Annotated in this window: 20 protein-coding genes; 18 read left to right on the forward strand and 2 right to left on the reverse strand. The window is 34.6% G+C overall.

Annotated features, from left to right (window positions below; translation table 11 throughout):
* Positions 1 to 489: 489 nt before the first annotated feature.
* Positions 490 to 1,392 carry an aldo/keto reductase gene (locus ACFVR1_RS02605; protein WP_387580004.1) on the reverse strand — a complete coding sequence of 301 codons (903 nt, stop codon included), beginning with the start codon at positions 1,390 to 1,392 and terminating at the stop codon, positions 490 to 492.
* Between the two features lie 69 nt (positions 1,393 to 1,461).
* On the opposite strand from ACFVR1_RS02605, the gene ACFVR1_RS02610 reads away from it, so the two are divergent.
* From ACFVR1_RS02610 to ACFVR1_RS02665, 12 genes are all read left to right on the forward strand, one after another.
* Positions 1,462 to 2,010, forward strand: coding sequence for an NUDIX hydrolase (locus ACFVR1_RS02610; protein ID WP_387580007.1), 549 nt, complete (start codon positions 1,462 to 1,464; stop codon positions 2,008 to 2,010).
* Positions 2,011 to 2,060: 50 nt separating this feature from the next.
* Entirely contained in the window at positions 2,061 to 2,528 is a 468-nt protein-coding gene (locus ACFVR1_RS02615; protein ID WP_387580009.1) for a hypothetical protein, read from the forward strand.
* Positions 2,529 to 2,614: 86 nt separating this feature from the next.
* Positions 2,615 to 3,058, forward strand: coding sequence for a ferric iron uptake transcriptional regulator (gene fur / locus ACFVR1_RS02620; protein WP_387580012.1), 444 nt, complete (start codon positions 2,615 to 2,617; stop codon positions 3,056 to 3,058).
* Between the two features lie 136 nt (positions 3,059 to 3,194).
* Positions 3,195 to 4,097 (forward strand): site-specific tyrosine recombinase XerD, encoded by a 903-nt coding sequence (gene xerD, locus ACFVR1_RS02625; protein ID WP_387580014.1) that lies wholly within the window; start codon positions 3,195 to 3,197, stop codon positions 4,095 to 4,097.
* A 128-nt stretch (positions 4,098 to 4,225) separates the two neighbouring features.
* Complete coding sequence (gene deoB, locus ACFVR1_RS02630) at positions 4,226 to 5,404, forward strand: phosphopentomutase (protein ID WP_387580017.1); 1,179 nt, start codon at positions 4,226 to 4,228, stop codon at positions 5,402 to 5,404.
* Between the two features lie 29 nt (positions 5,405 to 5,433).
* On the forward strand, positions 5,434 to 6,723 hold the full coding sequence (locus ACFVR1_RS02635; protein ID WP_387580019.1) for a thymidine phosphorylase: 1,290 nt from the start codon (positions 5,434 to 5,436) through the stop codon (positions 6,721 to 6,723).
* A gap of 1,614 nt (positions 6,724 to 8,337) precedes the next feature.
* Entirely contained in the window at positions 8,338 to 8,694 is a 357-nt protein-coding gene (locus ACFVR1_RS02640) for an STAS domain-containing protein (RefSeq protein WP_387580021.1), read from the forward strand.
* Positions 8,684 to 9,130 carry an anti-sigma F factor gene (gene spoIIAB / locus ACFVR1_RS02645; protein ID WP_387580024.1) on the forward strand — a complete coding sequence of 149 codons (447 nt, stop codon included), beginning with the start codon at positions 8,684 to 8,686 and terminating at the stop codon, positions 9,128 to 9,130. Before ACFVR1_RS02640 ends, spoIIAB begins: the two co-directional genes overlap by 11 nt.
* Positions 9,130 to 9,915, forward strand: a complete 786-nt coding sequence (locus tag ACFVR1_RS02650) for a SigF/SigG family RNA polymerase sporulation sigma factor (protein WP_387580026.1) — start codon at positions 9,130 to 9,132, stop codon at positions 9,913 to 9,915. The genes spoIIAB and ACFVR1_RS02650 overlap by 1 nt, the downstream gene beginning before the upstream one ends.
* Before the next feature lie 32 nt (positions 9,916 to 9,947).
* Positions 9,948 to 11,363 carry a spore germination protein gene (locus ACFVR1_RS02655; protein ID WP_387581199.1) on the forward strand — a complete coding sequence of 472 codons (1,416 nt, stop codon included), beginning with the start codon at positions 9,948 to 9,950 and terminating at the stop codon, positions 11,361 to 11,363.
* A 72-nt stretch (positions 11,364 to 11,435) separates the two neighbouring features.
* Positions 11,436 to 12,752 (forward strand): diaminopimelate decarboxylase, encoded by a 1,317-nt coding sequence (gene lysA / locus ACFVR1_RS02660; RefSeq protein WP_387580029.1) that lies wholly within the window; start codon positions 11,436 to 11,438, stop codon positions 12,750 to 12,752.
* A gap of 172 nt (positions 12,753 to 12,924) precedes the next feature.
* On the forward strand, positions 12,925 to 13,284 hold the full coding sequence (locus tag ACFVR1_RS02665) for a GNAT family N-acetyltransferase (RefSeq protein ID WP_387580032.1): 360 nt from the start codon (positions 12,925 to 12,927) through the stop codon (positions 13,282 to 13,284).
* A gap of 2 nt (positions 13,285 to 13,286) precedes the next feature.
* Here ACFVR1_RS02665 and ACFVR1_RS02670 read toward each other — a convergent pair whose 3' ends face one another.
* The gene (locus tag ACFVR1_RS02670; protein ID WP_387580035.1) at positions 13,287 to 13,802 is read right to left on the reverse strand and encodes a DUF309 domain-containing protein; all 516 of its coding nucleotides are present in this window, start codon (positions 13,800 to 13,802) and stop codon (positions 13,287 to 13,289) included.
* 45 nt (positions 13,803 to 13,847) lie between these two features.
* Here ACFVR1_RS02670 and ACFVR1_RS02675 point away from each other — a divergent pair, with 45 nt between their 5' ends.
* From ACFVR1_RS02675 to resB, 6 genes are all read left to right on the forward strand, one after another.
* Complete coding sequence (locus tag ACFVR1_RS02675; protein ID WP_387580038.1) at positions 13,848 to 14,627, forward strand: segregation/condensation protein A; 780 nt, start codon at positions 13,848 to 13,850, stop codon at positions 14,625 to 14,627.
* Positions 14,611 to 15,192 (forward strand): SMC-Scp complex subunit ScpB, encoded by a 582-nt coding sequence (scpB, locus tag ACFVR1_RS02680; RefSeq protein ID WP_387581202.1) that lies wholly within the window; start codon positions 14,611 to 14,613, stop codon positions 15,190 to 15,192. The genes ACFVR1_RS02675 and scpB overlap by 17 nt, the downstream gene beginning before the upstream one ends.
* 47 nt (positions 15,193 to 15,239) lie before the next feature.
* Positions 15,240 to 16,205: a D-alanyl-D-alanine carboxypeptidase family protein gene (locus tag ACFVR1_RS02685; protein WP_387580040.1), complete on the forward strand. Its 966-nt coding sequence runs from the start codon at positions 15,240 to 15,242 to the stop codon at positions 16,203 to 16,205.
* Between the two features lie 106 nt (positions 16,206 to 16,311).
* The gene (locus ACFVR1_RS02690) at positions 16,312 to 17,046 is read left to right on the forward strand and encodes a pseudouridine synthase (RefSeq protein ID WP_387580042.1); all 735 of its coding nucleotides are present in this window, start codon (positions 16,312 to 16,314) and stop codon (positions 17,044 to 17,046) included.
* Positions 17,047 to 17,144: 98 nt separating this feature from the next.
* A complete protein-coding gene (resA, locus tag ACFVR1_RS02695; RefSeq protein WP_387580045.1) occupies positions 17,145 to 17,681 on the forward strand; it encodes a thiol-disulfide oxidoreductase ResA in 537 nt (178 codons plus the stop codon).
* 14 nt (positions 17,682 to 17,695) lie between these two features.
* Positions 17,696 to 19,345: a cytochrome c biogenesis protein ResB gene (gene resB, locus ACFVR1_RS02700; RefSeq protein ID WP_387580048.1), complete on the forward strand. Its 1,650-nt coding sequence runs from the start codon at positions 17,696 to 17,698 to the stop codon at positions 19,343 to 19,345.
* Positions 19,346 to 19,349: the final 4 nt, after the last annotated feature.

Below are 19,349 nucleotides of genomic sequence, written 5' to 3' on the forward strand. Positions count from 1 at the left end.
ACGATTCACAAAAATTCCAACAGTAATAGTGTAGTTGATGTTAGTCCAAAGCCCTCGAGAAATAGAAAAGACGAGATGCACTTAAAGGGCTTTTTGAGTTTTTCTTAAAAGAAAAGAAAATATATGCAGTAGGATGTGAATCCAGTATTCAAGGTGCGTAGTAGTTTTTTCTATTTGTATGTGGAGCAAAAAATAGATAGTATCTATAAGAAGCAAAGTCGCGTCCGAAATTGTATCTTCGGACGCTTTTAAAAGAGTCAGAAAGGATTTTATCATTAATTATCCAATCTAAAAGCAATATGTCTTCACATATTCCAAGAGGGCGAAGGACAAATATCCGCCACAAGATTACCGGAAAAGTGGATAGTGAAGTGACGCAGTCACTTCACTATCTAAAAAATTCCAACGGTAATAGTGTAGCCAATGTTTCGTCCAAAGCACTCAGGAATTAGCGAGGACAAGACGTACTTGATGGCACTTACGGTTTTCTCATAACCGATGTTCTTTATACACTTCCCGCTTTGTAATCTCACTAGCTTTTAAGAGAATATCATTAGAAACTGCCCGGTCATAAGCTTCCAAAGATTCTAAAAGTTGCTCCTTGCTACTTGCACCAATAATTAGAGAACCTGTAACTTTCTGTTGTAAAACGTAACGAAGTGCTACGGAAGTAATAGGAGCATCTAATGATTGCAGTTGTTCAATTGCAAAAACTAAATCTTCATTAGTATAAGATAAATATTCTTCTGTTCTATTCGCTCTATGAAGACCCTCAGAAGTTAATAACCCTTTTGCTAAAGTACCACGACTCAATAACGAAACATCATTTTTTTCTAACAACGAAAACCATTCTTCCGGTCTTCTATCTAGCAAACTATATTGCATCATAACGGAAACTGCATTGCTATTTTGTAAAAATCGATCAATTACAGTAGGTCGTATAGAAGAAATGCCATATTCACGAATTAAACCTTCTTTTTTCAAAGATTCCATCGTATCAATCACTTCATCGACATCATCTTCCATTGTTCCCCCGTGTAATTGATAAACATCTATATAATCTGTTTGAAGACGTTTCAAAGATTCGTGAACTGCGGAGGTTATCCACTTTTTTGATGGATCCCATGACCAACCCTCACCAGATGCATGCAAACGATTGCCAACCTTTGTTGCGAGAATAATATCTTTTCGATTATCTTTTAAGGCATTACCAACAATCTTTTCATTTTCCCCTTTATCATATAAATCGGCAGTATCAAAATAATTAATACCGTTATCTAAGGCGAATTGTATAATCTTATTGGAATCTTGTTTATTAGTAGGTAGCGACATACAACCAAGTCCAATTTCAGAAACAAATATATCACTTTTACCTAATTTCCTTTTTCTCAATTTTTATCACGTCCTTTCCTACATGTTACAATGTGTATTAGTTAGTTACAAACGAAAGGAAGATATAATATGAAAAAATTTGAGGAAAAAACAATTGCATCTAATCTTAAATACAGTGGTAGAGTAATTACCTTGCAAGTTGATGAAGTTTTACTCCCAAATGGTAAAACTAGCAATAGAGAGATTGTGAAACATCCAGGGGCGGTTGCTATTATTGCTATAACAGAAGATAATAAGATTATTTTAGTGGAACAATATCGAAAGGCATTAGAACGCTCTATTATAGAAATTCCTGCTGGTAAAATAGAATCCGGTGAGCTCCCAGAAGTAACTGCACGAAGAGAATTAGAAGAGGAGACAGGGTACACAACAAAAAACCTACAATATATTCAAACCTTTGCTACATCTCCAGGTTTTGCAGATGAAATTATTCATCTTTATTTTGCCAAAAATATTGAAAAAATGACTGAAAAAGCATCGCTAGATGAAGATGAATTTGTTGAATTGATGTATGTATCTATAGAAGAAATGAAAACTTTAATAGAAGAAAATAGAATATATGATGCGAAAACAGCTTTTGCCTATCTTTGGTTAAAAGATTATTTAAAAGAAGCATGAAGTAACTTTGTACAAGCATATGATGAAAATAGATAGGGAGGTGTTCCAATTTGAACCAAACTTATACTATTTTCATTTCATTATGCGTACTAGTTTTTAGCTTTATTGGGGGTTTAATTCTATTTGAAAAAAGCACAGCAGAGCAGCAGCAATGGATTATTCATCTCTTGGACGCTCGTGTTCTATTAGCAGAACAACCTACATTTCTAGAAACTATTTTGCCTCATTTAATGATTGCTGTTGTGTTCTTTTTATTTTATCAGCATCATTATTTACGAAAACTTATTTTAATCATCTGTGCCTTCAAGATTACTTTTTACGGGTTTTGTTCCAGTTATTTGCTTCAAACACAGGATTCTACGTTTCCATATGTATTTTGGTGGTTTCCATTTCAGTTAGTATATTGTCTTCTGCTTCTTGCCTTAGCAAATCGGGTCAATTTGTTTGCGCTATCCTTTTATATTATTATTGTAATAATAGAATACTTCTTATTACCATTTATACTATATAATAATTAATGCTTATTAATAATTATTATTAAGTGAATCCCTTGTCATAAGAAATCACTATTTGGTATAATAGAAGAAGTTTAAGGAGGCGTCACATGGAAAGCCGTATTGATCGAATTAAAAAACAATTATCTGGTGCGAGCTATAAACTGACGCCACAGCGTGAAGCGACAGTCCGAGTTTTGCTTGAAAATGAAGAAGATCATTTAAGTGCAGAAGATGTATTTTTACTAGTTAGAGAGATATCACCTGACATTGGACTTGCAACAGTTTATCGCACATTAGAATTATTAAACGAATTGAATGTTGTTGATAAAATTCAATTTGGAGATGGCGTATCACGCTATGATTTAAGACAAGAAGGAGCTGCTCATTTCCATCATCATCTTGTTTGTATTGAATGTGGAGCTGTGGATGAAATACAAGAAGATTTACTTGAAGATGTAGAAGCTATTGTCGAAAGGAAATGGAACTTTATTATTAAAGACCATCGATTAACTTTTCACGGGATTTGTCATCGTTGCCAGGAAGATAAATAAACAAAGTACAATTTTTATTGCAAAATCTCCGTTTGAGCTAAAGTATCGGTCATTCGAGGGACTAAGTAGGAAAGCGTTGTCAGCAGACTGAAGGGTAGCTATTTGCTATCCTTTTTTTAATAGGGAGTAGTTAGAAATGAAAAATGGATTATTTCAGTTAGAAGATTATTTGCATTTTTTGCGTATTGAACGACAATTAGCAGATAATACACTGATTTCGTATAAAAAGGACTTAACAGATTATTTAATGCATATTTTTGACATACAACAATTAAATAGTTTAAGTGAAGTAGATCGTCAGCATATTATTGTACATCTTAGAAAGTTGAAAGCGGATGGAAAAAGTCCGAGGTCCATCGCAAGGAATATTTCCTCCATTCGTTCCTTTCATCAATTCCTTTTGCGAGAACAAGTGACTCGTCAGGATCCAACTATACATTTAGAAATTCCTCAAATGGACCAGAAGTTACCAAACTTTCTTTCAGTTGAGGAGTTAAACAATTTATTAGCCAGTATAAATATATCGAAACCACAAGGTGTTCGCGATTTAGCGATGTTTGAACTAATGTATGCTAGTGGAATGCGTATAAGTGAATGTTTGAATTTAAATTTAGAAGATATACATTTAACAATGGGATTCGTACGTTGCTTTGGTAAAGGAGGAAAGGAGCGTATTATTCCACTTGGTGGTGCTGCGATTAGAGCTTGCCAGAAATATATGGATGAGGCTAGACCGAAATTACTAAAAATAGCTGAGAAGACAGATGCAATTTTTATAAATCAAAGGGGAAAAAGATTAACTCGACAAGGAATATGGAAGTTGCTAAAAATGCATGCTATGAACGCAGGCATAAAAAAAGAAATTACACCCCACGTATTACGGCATTCATTTGCGACTCATCTAATCGAAAATGGAGCAGATTTACGAGCGGTACAAGAAATGCTTGGGCATGCGGATATTTCTACTACGCAAATTTATACTCATGTAAGTAAAACTCGATTAAAAGAAGTTTATAAACAATTTCATCCGAGAGCTTAAGATTAATGCAAGTGGCATTGGTTGTTATGAAATGGTAATTATTTGAAGTGGTTTAAAAAAGTCAGAGGTCTGACCTGTACTTTATTAATATTTTTGGTAAACTAGAAGAAATAGTGGGAGGGAAAAAGATGAACAAATTTAAACGTATTCATGTGATTGTAATGGACTCTGTTGGTATTGGCGAAGCCCCTGATGCGGCAGACTTTGGGGATGTAGGCTCACATACATTAGGACATATAGCAGAACAAATGAATGGACTTAAAATGCCTGAAATGCAAAAACTAGGGCTGGGCAATATTGATACTATTAAAGGGATTGAACCAGTAGAACAACCTTCTGCTTACTATGGAAAAATGCAAGAAGCATCAGTTGGAAAAGATACAATGACAGGTCATTGGGAAATAATGGGGTTAAATATTGATAAGCCCTTTAAAGTATATCCGAATGGATTTACCGATGAATTAATTACTGCTTTAGAAGAAAAAACCGGTAGAAAAGTTATTGGAAATAAACCTGCAAGTGGAACAGCAATACTAGATGAGCTCGGTGAAGAACATATGAAAACAGGAGCGATTATCGTCTATACTTCTGCCGATCCAGTTTTGCAAATTGCTGCACATGAAGAAATAGTTCCTCTAGAGGAACTTTATCATATTTGTGAAATAGCAAGAGAATTAACCCTTTCTCCTGAATTTTTGGTAGGTAGAATTATTGCTCGTCCATTTATAGGAGAACCAGGAAATTTTGTTAGGACTTCGAACAGACATGACTATGCGCTTAAACCATTTGGACGTACTGTTATGAATGAATTGCAGGACGCTGGGTTAGATGTTATGGCATTAGGCAAAATATATGACATATTTAATGGAGAAGGAATAACTTCTACTGAACGTACGAAAGATAATGTGGATGGAATGGATAAATTCATTGCAACATTAGACAAAGATTTTACTGGGATTAGCTTTTTAAATCTAGTAGATTTTGATGCCTCATTTGGACATCGTCGTGATCCAATTGGATACGGAAAAGCTTTAGAAGAATTTGATGCTCGATTAACAGAAGTTTTACCGAAGTTGACAGATGAAGACCTACTTATCATTACAGCGGATCATGGAAACGATCCTACAATGCCGGGAACAGACCATACTAGAGAATTTGTTCCGTTAACAGTTTACTCTCCTGCATTGAATGAAATCAGAGAATTACCGCTACGTATGACATTTGCAGATATTGGTGCAACTATTGCAGAGAATTTTGGTGTAGCTAAAACAGCGTTCGGTGAAAGTTTTTTATCTTTACTTAAATAACATAATAAGTTGGAAGAGGTGTATTTATCATGAACACACTTGAGCTAATCGATAAGAAAAAAAGAAACAATCCACTAACAGAAGATGAAATACAATATTTGATCAAGAAGTATACAAATGATGAAATTCCAGACTATCAAATGAGTTCCATGCTCATGGCAATCTTAATAAATGGGATGAATGATAACGAAACATCTTGGTTAACAAAAGCAATGGTTGATTCGGGTGATGTAATTGATTTATCATCTATCGAAGGTTTTAAGGTTGATAAACATAGTACTGGAGGAATTGGGGACAAAATTAGCTTACTAGTTGCACCAATTTTAGCATCATTAAATATTCCAGTGGCTAAAATGAGTGGAAGAGGGCTAGGCATTACTGGTGGTACAGTAGACAAGCTAGAATCAATAAATGGTTTCCATGTTGAATTATCATCCGATCAATTTATTAAGCAAGTGAACGAACATAAAATAGCTATAGTTGGGCAATCAGGTAACTTAACGCCAGCAGACAAGAAATTATATGCGTTAAGAGATGTAACTGGTACAGTGGATTCGATTCCTTTAATCGCTTCATCTATTATGAGTAAGAAGATTGCAAGTGGAGCAGATGGTATTGTTTTAGATGTTAAATGTGGTAAAGGTGCATTTATGAAAGATTTAGAACATGCTTCAGAATTAGCTTCTACAATGATTAGTATTGGCGAAAGTTTGGGCAGAAAAGTAGCAGTAGTTATTACTGATATGAATCAACCGTTAGGTCATAATATTGGAAATAAACTAGAAGTTGCAGAAGCGCATGATTTTCTAAGCAACTATAAGGAAAGTGAACAAGGTTTACTTGATGTGACAATAGCTATTTCATCCAAAATGTATCAGTTAGCAGCTGGAGTAAATGAAGAAGAAGCAGAACAAAAAGTATTAGAAACACTTTCAAATGGTGCAGCGTTAGATAAATTCAAAGAATTCATTACTGCTCAAGGTGGGGATTCAACTGATATTTTTGCTAAAAATACGAAGCATCAGATTGAAGTAAAAGCATTAAATGATGGCTATATTCAGTTGATTGATGCTGAAATGATTGGTAAGGCTTCGTTACTAATAGGAGCGGGAAGATTAACAAAAGCTGATATTCTTGATTTTGATGCGGGAGTTAAATTAGTAGCTTTAACAGGGCAACAAATTAAAAAAGGGGATACTTTAGCTATTTTGTATTCAAATAAAGATGAAGTGGCTGAATCGATTCAATTGATCGAAGATGCATACACATTCACAGATGTTGAACCTGAAAAGAAAAATTCTATCTTAAAAATAATGTAAAAAAACATGTGTGTTGATTAATTCAACACCACTATTATTTCTAAATGCCAGAGAGGCGCTGATTATACTAGCGCCCCTCTGGCATTTTTTTAAGTAGTGAGAAAGTGCAATTCCAATAAGGCTCTTACGTGAATGGGACAAGTTAGTTACACAGGTGAATCAATTCCATAATTCAAAGTTAGAGCATAAAACACGAAAATATTTAAGTAAATGTATCATATACTCTCCATAAATCAGCATGATTTCCGCTATCGGCGGACGCTTTCCGCGGGGGCGCCGCATTCGCGTCGTTTGCGATGTCTCATCTGTCTCACTCATCCCGCTGGAGTCGCCGCCTGTCGCTCCAATCAACAAATAATCATTGTTCGTGTTTTAATAATTACATGCTATTTATGAAATTAACTCAGGTAATTAGAAACCCTCGCAGATGTAATTAAAGAAGTAATTGATTTGGAAATTAAATAATGTAGGATAGATTCTTTGCGATAAATTTTATTCAGCTAAAGGCGAAGGTTAGATTAAGCAAAAAACGTTTTAAGAAAGGATAATTCGTAATGAATGATGCTTCATCGAAATAGACTGCAGGTGTTTATAACGAGTGCATGGAAGGAGATGCATAGGCTAGGAACTAATAAGTGATGCCTTCCCACTCAGTAGTAATTGATCTTTATTTTGTTTTTTCAGGTAGATAAATAGGGCTGGTGAAAGTTAAAAAAATTGATAGCATGAGTTGATAAAGAAGCTCTGAGCGGACGAAATTGTATCTTCGTCCGCTTTAAAAGAATAGGAAAGGATTTATTCTCTCATTATTCAAATCTTATGTAACTTGTCTCTACCTATTTCAAGAGGGCGACGGACAAACACCCGCCAGAAGATTACCGAAAAAATGGATCGTGAAGTGACGCAGTCACTTCGCGATTCATAACACTAACGTTAATAGTGTAGCTGATGTTTTGTCCAAAGCACTCGGGAAATAGTGAAAACAAGATGCACTTAAAGGATGTTTGCGTTTTTCTTAAAAAGATAAGAGAGTATATGTTTATCTAGTTAGTAACAGTCCAGACTCCAGCGCCTTGACCCCTCGGTGTCAAATGTGAAAAACTACTCTTGCGCAAGCTCGTCGCAAACAAAGGCGTTTGTGGTGGCTGGGAGGCAGCCTCCTAGGCCTGCACGACGCGGTTCATGTCTGCTTTGCCACAGGATGTGGCGAACTTTGCAGACATACACATCCGCATTTGTCCGTCGGGGCAGACATAGGAGCTTGCGTTTTTCTTATCTATTAGTTTCAAATATCGGATACCGTTGTAGCGCTCTGAAGAAATGAAGGTGAATTTTTTCATATTTGGAGAAGTGTCCGTTCGATTCTTCGCCGCGGAAGGCTTCGGAAACAAAAAGATAGACTAATTATTAAATAAATAGGCATCTTGTAAAGGTTTATAAAAACTTTTACGAGATGCCTATTTTTTGATTAAAAAAATGTTAATGTTCCCATACTATAAATGAATAAATTCTATGTCGAAAATCGACTAAAAAACGATGATTTTTTCTACTTTTGTCAAGCGCAAGGAATTTTAGCCATTGATGTTGAATTGCGCTATCAGAGGAGGCGATTATATGTATCACGAAGTAGAAAAAGTCGGGGAAGAAATTATTATTATTCGATTAAAAGGTGAATTAGATCACCATGGTACACATGATATACGTAATGAAATAGTACCTTTAATCAAAAATGGTTCTATTAAAGTGATAGTTTGGAATTTAAAAGACTTACATTTTATGGATAGCTCTGGTATTGGTCTAATACTTGGTAGAATGCGGGAATTGGCACCAGTAGAAGGACAGACAATTATTGTAAACCCATCTCCAACTATGAAGAAAATTTTTCAGTTTGCTGGGTTAAGCCCATATATTTATAATGAGTCAGAAATTGAAATTATGTCAAATTTAGGGGGCATTGTTTATGGACAATGAGATTACTTTATCTTTTATCGCTAAAAGTGAGAATGAAGCGTTAGCTAGAATGGTAATGTCTAGCTTTATTGCTGCAATTGATCCAACCATTGAGGAGTTATCGGAGTTTAAAACAGTTATTTCAGAAGCGGTAACAAATGCAATTGTACATGGTTATGAAGAAGATGGAATCGGTAAAATTGATATTCATGCTCAAAGAAGAGATAGAGAAATAGTTGTTTCGATCGTTGACTATGGCCGAGGAATTCAAGATGTAAATCAAGCAAGGGAACCCCTTTTTACCTCAAAACCAGAGGAAGAACGGTCTGGAATGGGTTTTACTATTATGGAAAGTTTTAGCGATGATGTGGACATTTATTCTATTCCTAATAGGGGGACTACTGTAACAATTACGAAGAAATTTGTACCAATTCATGAATCTTGTAGGATCGTCTAATGATGAATAATAAGCCATCAATTTTACTTACACAAGAAAAAATGAGAGAGCTAATTGCATTGTCGCAAGAAGGGGATAAACTCGCAAGACAACAAATGATAGAAGGTAATACAAGGCTTGTTTGGTCCATCGTTCAACGATTTGCATCAAGAGGTGCTGATTTAGAAGATTTGTTTCAAATTGGTTGTATTGGGCTTATGAAGTCCGTTGACAAGTTTGATCTTAGCTATGAAGTAAAGTTTTCTACGTATGCAGTTCCAATGATTATAGGAGAAATTCAACGGTTTTTAAGAGATGATGGCATGGTGAAAATTAGTCGATCAATTCGAGAGCTCAATTTTAAAATTCGACATGCTACAGATGATTTTTTAAAAACGAATGAACGACAACCAACCATTTTAGAACTAGCAAGTATTTTAGAAGTTTCAAGAGAAGAAATTGTAATGGCAACAGATGCATTAAGAGATCCAGCATCTTTGCAAGAACAACTATATGAAAATGAGAGTGGCGATGCTCTGACTTTAATGGATCAAATGAAGGATGAACGTTCTGAAAAATCTTTTGATCATATTCCTCTTAGAGAGCTTGTAGAAAAATTAGAAAAAAGAGAACAAATGATTATTTATTTGCGTTATTACCTAGACTGTACACAGAGCGATATAGCAGAACGGCTAGGTATATCTCAAGTTCAGGTATCAAGACTCGAGAAGAAGATACTAACCCAGTTAAAAACATGGCTAGTACCTGCTGGTTTTGCTAATAATCAAAAAGTAAAAGACGGGTGATTGATACGAAATCGAATTCATTATTTTCAAATATGTCTGAAGCAGAAGATTTTTTAAAAGAAAAGTTTGGTGTCAATGAATCATATGATGTAGGTAATTTACATACGCATTTATATGATTTTCCGGTGTTGCTTATCTATATAAATGGATTAGTAGACAGTCTAGTTCTTACGGAATTATTGGCAAATGTGCAAGAAAACAAATGGAATACAGATTTAGATGAAAATAGAGTGTTGGAACATTATTTCCCATATCACTCCATTACTCAATATGATTCCAAAGATAAATGGATAATAGCACTTCTTAGTGGTCAAGTGACCTTTATATTGGAGAATGGATCAGTCTATACGATCGATGTTCGATCCTATCCTGGAAGACAGCCACAAGAGCCAGATAACGAAAAAGTAGTAAGAGGATCAAGGGACGGCTTTACAGAGAATATTGTTCAAAATACAGCTCTAATAAGAAGAAGAATTCGCGATACCGATCTACGTTTTGAACTACATCAGGTCTCTTCCATGGGGCAAACGGATATTGCTATCTCTTTTATAAAAGGTATTGCAAATGAGGATAATCTCTCTCAAATTAGAGATAGACTAAACCAAATTAAACATGATGGCTTTACAATGACTGATAAAGCGTTGGAAGAATGGATATTTAAACAAGGTTTTCATCCGCTCCCTTTTGTTCGCTTTACAGAAAGACCAGACATCGCCGCGGCACATTTACTTGAAGGACATATAATAATGGTAGTTGATACTTCTCCTTCTGTCATAATCGTTCCGACAACATTATTTCATCATCTTCAGCATGCGGAGGAGTATAGACAAGCACCGATAATTGGAACAATTGTAAGATGGTTACGTTTTTGGGGTGTATTATTGAGTTTATTTTTACTCCCTTTTTGGTACTTGTTAGCAAAGCACCCGGAATATCTTCCAAAGACATTGGATTTCTTTGGGCCAAAAGATATAGGTGAAATCCCTCTGTTAATACAAATATTATTTGCGGATATTGGAATTGAATTTTTGCGATTGGCGGCGATTCATACACCAACCCCATTATCCACTGCTATGGGTATTATTGCGGCGTTAGTAATAGGGCAAATGGCTGTTGATGTGGGGTTATTTATACCTGAGGTTATTCTGTACACTGCTATTACTGCTATATTTACTTTTGCAATTCCATCTTATGAGCTAAGTATTTCTACAAAAATTTTTAGAACCTTTATTTTACTTAGCACTGCATTATTTGGAGTTAATGGTTTTTTTGTAGCAATTGTATGCTTACTTTGGTATGTATGTTCTGTAAGACCATTAAATGTACCGTATTTATGGCCAGTGTTACCTTTCTTTCCAAAAGCTTTTCTGCGCATATTAGTAAGGTTTCCTATGCCGACAGAAGCAAAAAGACCATTTATTACAAGAGCACTTGTTCGAAAAAGGTGATAAATAAAATTGCAATAACCTCTTTTCCTGTGTTAAAGTTCATATAGAAAAAGAGGAAAAGGGGTGCGACACATGGTGATGGTATCTAAACATGCTGTAAATGAAAAAGGTCACTTACTTATTGGTGGAATTGATAGTATAGAATTGGCTAAAATTTATGAAACACCACTATTTGTATATGATCTGTCGCTTATTAGAGAACGAGCTCGTTCGTTCATTAACACGTTTAAAGAACTAAAAGTACAAGCACAAGTAGCGTATGCAAGTAAAGCTTTTTCAAGTGTGGCAATGTATCAAGTTATGAATCAGGAAAATTTATCCTTAGATGTAGTATCGGCAGGAGAGTTATATACTGCGATAAAGGCTGGATATCCTGTAGAACGTATTCATTTTCATGGTAACAATAAGAGTAAAGAGGAAATTCTACTTGCTCTAGAGCAGAAGATTGGTTGTATAGTCGTAGATAATTTTTATGAAATAGAATTATTAAAAGAATTAACTAGTGAACTTAACCAAAAAGTAAATATTCTATTGCGTGTTACCCCAGGAGTAGAGGCGCATACGCATGATTATATTACAACTGGTCAACAAGATTCAAAATTTGGATTTGATTTATTAAATGGGCAGGCTGACCGAGCGTTTCAAGAAGTTTACCAAGATGATTATATACAATTACTAGGCTTGCATTGTCATATTGGATCACAAATTTTTGAAACAATTGGATTTAAAGTTGCTGCTGAAAAACTTATTAAAAAAATGATTGCATGGTATAATGAATTTAGTTTCCAATGTACAGTTCTAAATCTTGGTGGGGGATTTGGTATCAAATATACGGATGAAGATGCCCCTTTAGAGCCTTCTGCATATGTAAAAGAAATGGTGATTGTTGTAAAAGACTTAGTTGCAAACACAGATTTTGCAATGCCAGAAATCTGGATTGAACCTGGTCGATCATTAGTAGGTGATGCAGGTACTTCATTGTATACTGTCGGATCAGAAAAAGAAGTTCCAAGCGTTCGAAATTATCTTGCCGTGGATGGTGGCATGTCTGATAATATTAGACCTGCACTATATGGTGCTTTGTACGACGCTGTTCTTGCGAACAAAGTAGATAATAAAATAGAAAAAGAATATACGATAGCTGGTAAATGTTGTGAATCAGGAGATAAACTAATTGAACATATTTCATTGCCAAAAGCTGAAGCAGGCGATATTTTAGCTATGTTTTGTACAGGAGCATATGGATACGCTATGGCGAGTAATTACAATCGTTTAACCAGACCAGCGGTAGTTTTCGTGGAAAATGGAAAGCATCAATTAGCTGTTAGAAGAGAAACGCTAGAAGACATCGTTCATTTAGACCTTCCTTTTACAATGGAAAAGGAGTGAGGAATAGATGAAAAAACAAAATATTATCCTCTTCTTCATCCTATTATTAATTGGAATTGGTTGGGGATTAATATATTGGCTCTTTTTCGCTCCGAATGGTAATTTGTAAATTAATCAAATTTCGTGTAAGACAGAAAAAATTTCTTTAAGAAATTAAAAGAGGGTCATTAATATGTTGCTACGTTATAAAAAAGCATTTGAGAAAATTTCTATGGGGCTTTTATCCTTTATGCCTCAAGAAAAAGATGTTAAAAAGTTATTGGAAACAATTCATCAATATGAAACTAATCCGAATTGGCACTTGTTCTTATGGAAAAGAGATGAGGATTTAGTTGGGATAGTTGGTGTTAGAATAGATGATACAAATGGAATTATTCAACATATTTCGGTTAATCCTTCGCATCGTGGAGAAGGTATAGGGAAAGAAATGATTCAAAATTTACCATCGATTCTACATACAACTTCTATTCAACCATCAGAAGACACTAAGTCTTTCTTTGAAAAATGTCAAACAGAAAATGAAGAGGAATGACGTTACCATTTGTCATCTCTTCTTTTTTTGCTTTTTTCTCGTTCCTCAAGTATTTCTGAACGATCTCTTAGCATATGCTTATGAATAAGAAAATGTAATTCATCTCTATTTTTGATCTTCAGTTTATTAACTAAAGAGTGTAATTCAGAATCTATAATTTGAATAGAAAAGGGCTGAAATTCACTTGTTCTTTGCATTAGTAAGAGAGAGCTTGTTGTACATTGCATGATGTCTTCGAAATCTAGTGTTGCAAAAAATGAAGAATCATATGTTTCAATAAACCGGTTAATGCTCTTATTCATTGTTTTAATAGCCCCAGGAATATTTCCTCTTCGCCAATGATACATACTTGTGGACATTAGAATAAAAGCTGTTAAGGGATGATTCTTTTGTCTTGGTGCAACCTCTTTCCAGTAATCTTCTAACACTTCGTGGCATTCAAAATAGTCATTGGTATCATTAAATTCTTTAAGAAATTGTACAAATTTAAGATGGAATGTAGGGTGCAATACTATCACCTTTCCTCTATAATGATGTTAAAAACCGATAATAGGTGGAGTTATATGTCGTATGAAGTTAAAACAGAGGCATTTGAAGGACCTCTTGATTTATTATTACATTTAATAAATCGTTTGGAAATAGATATATATGATATTAAAATGGCAGAGATCACTTCTCAATATATGGAGCATATTCATGCAATGCGAGTATTAGAGCTCAATGAGGCAAGTGAATACTTGGTGATGGCGGCTACATTATTGTCAATCAAAAGTAAAATGCTCCTTCCCATCCATCAAGACGATGAGATGGAAGGTGATTTTGATATTTCGTTTAATGATCCTAGGGATGAATTAGTATTAAAATTAATTGAGTATAAAAAGTATAAAGAAGCAGCTAATAGTTTGCACGAGATGGAGGAATCTCGAAGTTTATTTTTTACAAGACCTCCTGCCGATTTAAGTAGCTTTCAAGACAATCAACAACTCGCTTTGTTCGAACTAGATGTTAATGTGTATGATATGTTAGGAGCTTTTCAAAAAATGCTCCGTAGAAAGCAATTAAATGTGCCACTTCATACTAGAATTAGTAAACAAGAAGTTTCTATAAAAGATCAAATGAAGAGTGTTGTCTCTACTTTAAAACAAAGTGGAGGCAAATTATCCTTTTTTGATTTATTCCCGTTGAGAGATAAAATGACAATTGTTATTACGTTTTTATCATTACTCGAACTTATGAAGCGTCAAATTGTTCAAATAGAGCAAAAAAGTAACTTTGAAGAATTATTTGTTCTATTGCGAAAGGAAGTTATAGATAGTGAATACGACGATGAAATTAAAGAGTAAAATTGAAAGCCTACTTTTTGTAAGTGGAGACGATGGTCTAACAAAAAAGCAATTGGCCTTTTTAACAGATATGTCAGAAGATATAGTGATAGAAACGCTCCAAAAGATGATGATAGATTATGAGGAAAATGAGGAACGTGGCATTGTCATTAAACAACTAGCTGGAACCTATCAGTTTGTGACTAAATTAGATAATGTCCAAAGTATCCAAAAGTTAGTAGAAAATCCTACTTCTCAATCACTATCTCAAGCGTCACTAGAAGTGTTAGCTATAATTGCGTATAAACAACCAATCACAAGAGTAGAGATAGAAGATATAAGAGGAGTGAAATCAGAAAGACCAATCTATACATTATCGGCAAAAGGCCTTGTTCAAGAAGTAGGCCGTGCGGAAGGAACGGGTAGAGCCATTTTGTATGGTACTACTACAGAATTTCTTCAATATTTTGGACTCCAGAATATTAAAGCGTTACCCCCTTTGCCAGAAGAAATTTCTGAAGATGAAATGGAAGACACGGATTTATTTATGACGAAGTTCCAAGAAGCATTTGTTCAAGAGGAATAACTAAAAGAGGAGTATATATTATATTCAAAAAAACATGTATTTTTTTGTTGCTATTTCTTTTTTGGCAAACTAATAATGTAGAGGCATCTACTTCATCATCATATGTTGTGATAGATGCCAAATCTGGAAGATTGCTAGAAGGTAATAATGCATATACGGAACTTCCAATAGCTAGTTTAACGAAAGTTTGGACAGCTTTAATCGTGTTAGATTCTTGTGATTTGGATGAGGAAATAACTATATCTACTAAAGCAGCATCGCAAGAAGGGTCGTCTTTGTATTTGCAAGCTGGTGAAGTTTGGACGGTAGGTTCTCTTCTTCATGGACTTCTTTTACAATCAGGTAATGATGCTGCTTATGCACTTGCGGAACATACTGGAGGTTCAATTGAGGGATTTGTACAATTGATGAACGAAAAAATTCAACTTGCTGGGATGGAGCATGCACATTTTACTAATCCTTCTGGACTCCACGATGATAATCATTATGCTTCTGCTTTTGATATGGCTACAATGCTTCAATTAGCAATAAAAAACAAGGACTTCTATAAAATTGCATCTGCTAAAACATTTAAACCTAAGGAACGAAATGTGACATGGAGAAACAAACATAAGCTTTTGCATTACGAAGATGATGCAATTGCAGGTAAAACAGGTTTCACCAAAAGAGCTGGTAGGACGCTCGTTACTTATTTTAAAAAGGGATCGAAAGAAGTTATTGTCGTAACATTAAACAGTTCTAATGATTGGCAAATGCATTCTTCTTTGGCGGACAAAATCTTTTCGAACTATGAAGTTGTGAAGGTAGTTGAAAAAGGTAGATATAAATTGTTTAATAAAGAGGTAATCGAGGTTAATCAGGATTATCATTTATTGATGAATAAGAATGAAAAAAAACAATTACAAAATGTATTATATATTCCACGGAAAAAAGATAAAAATAGCCCTTATTTATGGAATGTTTATATAAATAATGAAATTGCTTTACGATTTAATGTAGCTAAAATTGAATAAATAATTTTAGAAGACAGTTTTACAAAAAGACTGTCTTCTTTTAATTTATCCGAAAGTATGACATAATTCACTCATGTTAGTGGAAAGAATGGACGAGGTGAACGATTTGGAAAGATTACAAAAAGTACTTGCGCATGCAGGTGTAGCATCAAGAAGAAAGTCAGAAGAATTGATTTTGCAAGGAAAAGTGAAAGTTAACGGTAAAGTAGTGACAGAACTTGGTTTAAAAGTTAGCGATGCGGATACAGTGGAAGTAGAGGGAGTAAAATTAGAAAAAGAACAAAAAGTTTACTATTTGCTTTATAAACCAAGAGGTGTTATATCCGCTGTAACTGATGATAAAGGTAGAAAGACGGTAACGGATTTATTACCACATGTTACTGAGCGTCTCTACCCTGTAGGTAGATTGGATTACGAAACTTCGGGTTTATTATTACTTACAAACGACGGAGATTTTTCATATGCATTAACGCATCCAAAATTTAAAGTGGACAAAACTTATGTGGCAAGAGTAAAAGGAATTCCACTAAAGGAGCAATTACGTCCATTAGAACGAGGAATCGTTTTAGAGGATGGTAAAACTGCTCCTGCGCGAGTAAAATTATTATCTTCAGAACGTAAAACAAATAAAGCGATAATAGAGATTACTATACATGAGGGGAAAAATAGACAGGTTAGACGCATGTTTGACGCAATAGGTTTCCCAGTACAGAAACTAAAAAGGGAACGATTTGGTTTTTTAACATTGCATAGTCTAAATGCAGGAGAATGGAGAGAACTTTCTACTCATGAAGTCAAGCAGTTAAGAGTTCTTGCCGAAACAGGTAAGATAGGCAACTAAAACCAAGATGTTCACAAAGCAGTCAAAAGTCTCAATTTTAACCGTTATTTATTTTGGTATAATAAATGACGGTTATGCTTTGAATTGGAGGAAAAGAAATGGCTCAATCTAAAAAACAGCGGTTATATATAAGAACCGTAATTTTGGTAGTGCTTACATTGGCAATTGTATTTACTGTGTATTCGAACTTGAATAAAGATAAAATTACAGTTCTTCAAGTAGGCGATAAAGCTCCAGATTTTGCCTTGGTTGATATGACAGGAAATGAGCATAGACTGTCAGATTATAAGGGAAAAGGGGTTTTCTTAAACTTTTGGGGAACATGGTGTAAGCCATGTGCTACTGAAATGCCAGCTATGGACAATCAATATAACATCTATAAGGATCAAGGTGTTCAAACACTTGCTATCAATATAGGCGAATCTGATTTAAAAGTAAATAGTTTTGCAAAACGGTTTGGATTAACATTCCCAATTGCAATAGATCGTAATAAAAGTGTAATGGAATTATACAATATTGACCCATTGCCTACTACTTTTTTAATTAATCCAGATGGCCGAATTGTAAAAATTATTAAAGGCCAAATGACTGAGCAAGATATTGCTAATTTTATGGATCAGGTTAAACCTTCCTAAAGGAGTTCGTTAGAATGGACAAAATAGTATGTACATGTGGGAACGTAAATCCAGCTGGTACAGAATTATGTGAAAGCTGTGGACGTCCTTTAAACAATGATGTAAGAGAAAAGAAACTTGTAGATATGCGATATGAAGGTTCTGCAAGGCGTTCTCAAACTTATAACAGAACAATAATCGATAAAATATGGAATTTCTTTTCTAGTGTAAAAGTTGGTATGTGGATTATTGTTTTAATATTAGTTGCAGCCGCAATAGGAACAATACTTCCTCAAGTTTTTTATGTTCCAGCTTCTAATGAAGCGGATATCGCTGCATATTACGAAAGAATTTATGGAACTTTCGGAAAAGTTTATTATGAATTAGGGTTATCTGATTTATATAGCTCCTGGTGGTTCCAAACCTTAGTTGGTATGCTAGGGATATCATTAGTTATCGCCAGTTTAGACCGAGTAATTCCTCTTTATAAATCTTTAAAGAAACAAAAAACGAAAAGACACATTAGTTTTCTAAGTAGACAACGAATCTATGGGATTGGGCAAGTAGAAGTTCCTAGTGAATCACTAAATAAGGCGGAAGAAAAGTTAAAAACAATGCATTATAAAGTGAAACGCGAAGGAAATGCTATTTTAGCCGAAAAGGGACGTTTCTCAAGATGGGGACCTTATATCAATCATCTTGGTCTAATTCTATTTTTATTTGGAGTTATGTTGCGGGCTATCCCAGGTTTTTATGTCGATGAAACTATGTGGCTAAGAGAAGGGGAAACTCTACATATACCCAAAACGGATGGGTACTTCTTAGAAAGTAAACAATTTATTTATGAGACTTATACAAAAGAAGAATCTGCAGCTGTTTATGGTGAAGCCATTGACCGAGTTGGTTCAATCGCAAAAAATTATCAAACGGATGTTACCTTATATAAAGGTTCAGACGATGCAGTAGCAGGTAAACCAGAGGATTTAAAATTTGTAAAAGATGCATCTATTCAAGTTAATAAACCTCTTAAATTTAATAACTTTTCCGTGTTTCAAATGGACTTCCGTTTGGATGAGTTAAAATCTATGACATTTCAATTGCAGGATAAAGCTACGAAAGAATCCTTTGGAGATTTCACTATTAATTTAGCAAATCCTCAACCTGAATATGATTTGAAAAATGGTTATAAAGTAGAAATATTGGATTATTATGCGGACTTTACAGGATTTGAAAATGGAGTTCCACAATCAAAGTCTCCGCTTCCAAACAACCCAGCATTTTTAGTGAAAATGTATAGTCCTGAATTTCCAAAAGGTGAAACAAGCTTTGTTATGATAAAAGAAACACTAGAACCACTTGGTGAAACTAAACATAAAATTGCTTTCCAAAGTGTTGAAACAAGAGACGTCTCTGGATTAACAATACGAAAAGATTTAACACTTCCGATTCTTGGACTTGGAGGACTTATTTTCATGATTGGAGTAGCCCAAGGTTCGTATTGGAACCATCGTCGTATTTGGTTGCAGCTACTAGAAAATGGACAAGTTGTAATTGCTGCTCATACAAACAAAAACTGGCTAAGCATAAGAAAAGATTTAGATGCTCTGTCAGCAGTAGCGATTCTTCCACCTTATGATGATCAATCAGATTTAGATTCTAAAGTAGAAAAAGAGGAAGGGGTATAATTTT

This window comes from Psychrobacillus sp. NPDC058041, assembly GCF_042885655.1.
Taxonomy (GTDB): Bacteria; Bacillota; Bacilli; order Bacillales_A; family Planococcaceae; genus Psychrobacillus.

Coding starts and splice junctions, on each gene's coding strand:
- lysA (WP_387580029.1), top strand. CDS start 11,436: ATGGTGATGGTATCTAAACATGCTGTAAATGAAAAAGGTCACTTACTT.
- ACFVR1_RS02635 (WP_387580019.1), top strand. CDS start 5,434: ATGAACACACTTGAGCTAATCGATAAGAAAAAAAGAAACAATCCACTA.
- ACFVR1_RS02610 (WP_387580007.1), top strand. CDS start 1,462: ATGAAAAAATTTGAGGAAAAAACAATTGCATCTAATCTTAAATACAGT.
- ACFVR1_RS02675 (WP_387580038.1), top strand. CDS start 13,848: ATGTCGTATGAAGTTAAAACAGAGGCATTTGAAGGACCTCTTGATTTA.
- fur (WP_387580012.1), top strand. CDS start 2,615: ATGGAAAGCCGTATTGATCGAATTAAAAAACAATTATCTGGTGCGAGC.
- ACFVR1_RS02650 (WP_387580026.1), top strand. CDS start 9,130: ATGATGAATAATAAGCCATCAATTTTACTTACACAAGAAAAAATGAGA.
- spoIIAB (WP_387580024.1), top strand. CDS start 8,684: ATGGACAATGAGATTACTTTATCTTTTATCGCTAAAAGTGAGAATGAA.
- xerD (WP_387580014.1), top strand. CDS start 3,195: ATGAAAAATGGATTATTTCAGTTAGAAGATTATTTGCATTTTTTGCGT.
- ACFVR1_RS02665 (WP_387580032.1), top strand. CDS start 12,925: ATGTTGCTACGTTATAAAAAAGCATTTGAGAAAATTTCTATGGGGCTT.
- scpB (WP_387581202.1), top strand. CDS start 14,611: ATGAAATTAAAGAGTAAAATTGAAAGCCTACTTTTTGTAAGTGGAGAC.
- ACFVR1_RS02655 (WP_387581199.1), top strand. CDS start 9,948: ATGTCTGAAGCAGAAGATTTTTTAAAAGAAAAGTTTGGTGTCAATGAA.
- resB (WP_387580048.1), top strand. CDS start 17,696: ATGGACAAAATAGTATGTACATGTGGGAACGTAAATCCAGCTGGTACA.
- ACFVR1_RS02640 (WP_387580021.1), top strand. CDS start 8,338: ATGTATCACGAAGTAGAAAAAGTCGGGGAAGAAATTATTATTATTCGA.
- resA (WP_387580045.1), top strand. CDS start 17,145: ATGGCTCAATCTAAAAAACAGCGGTTATATATAAGAACCGTAATTTTG.
- deoB (WP_387580017.1), top strand. CDS start 4,226: ATGAACAAATTTAAACGTATTCATGTGATTGTAATGGACTCTGTTGGT.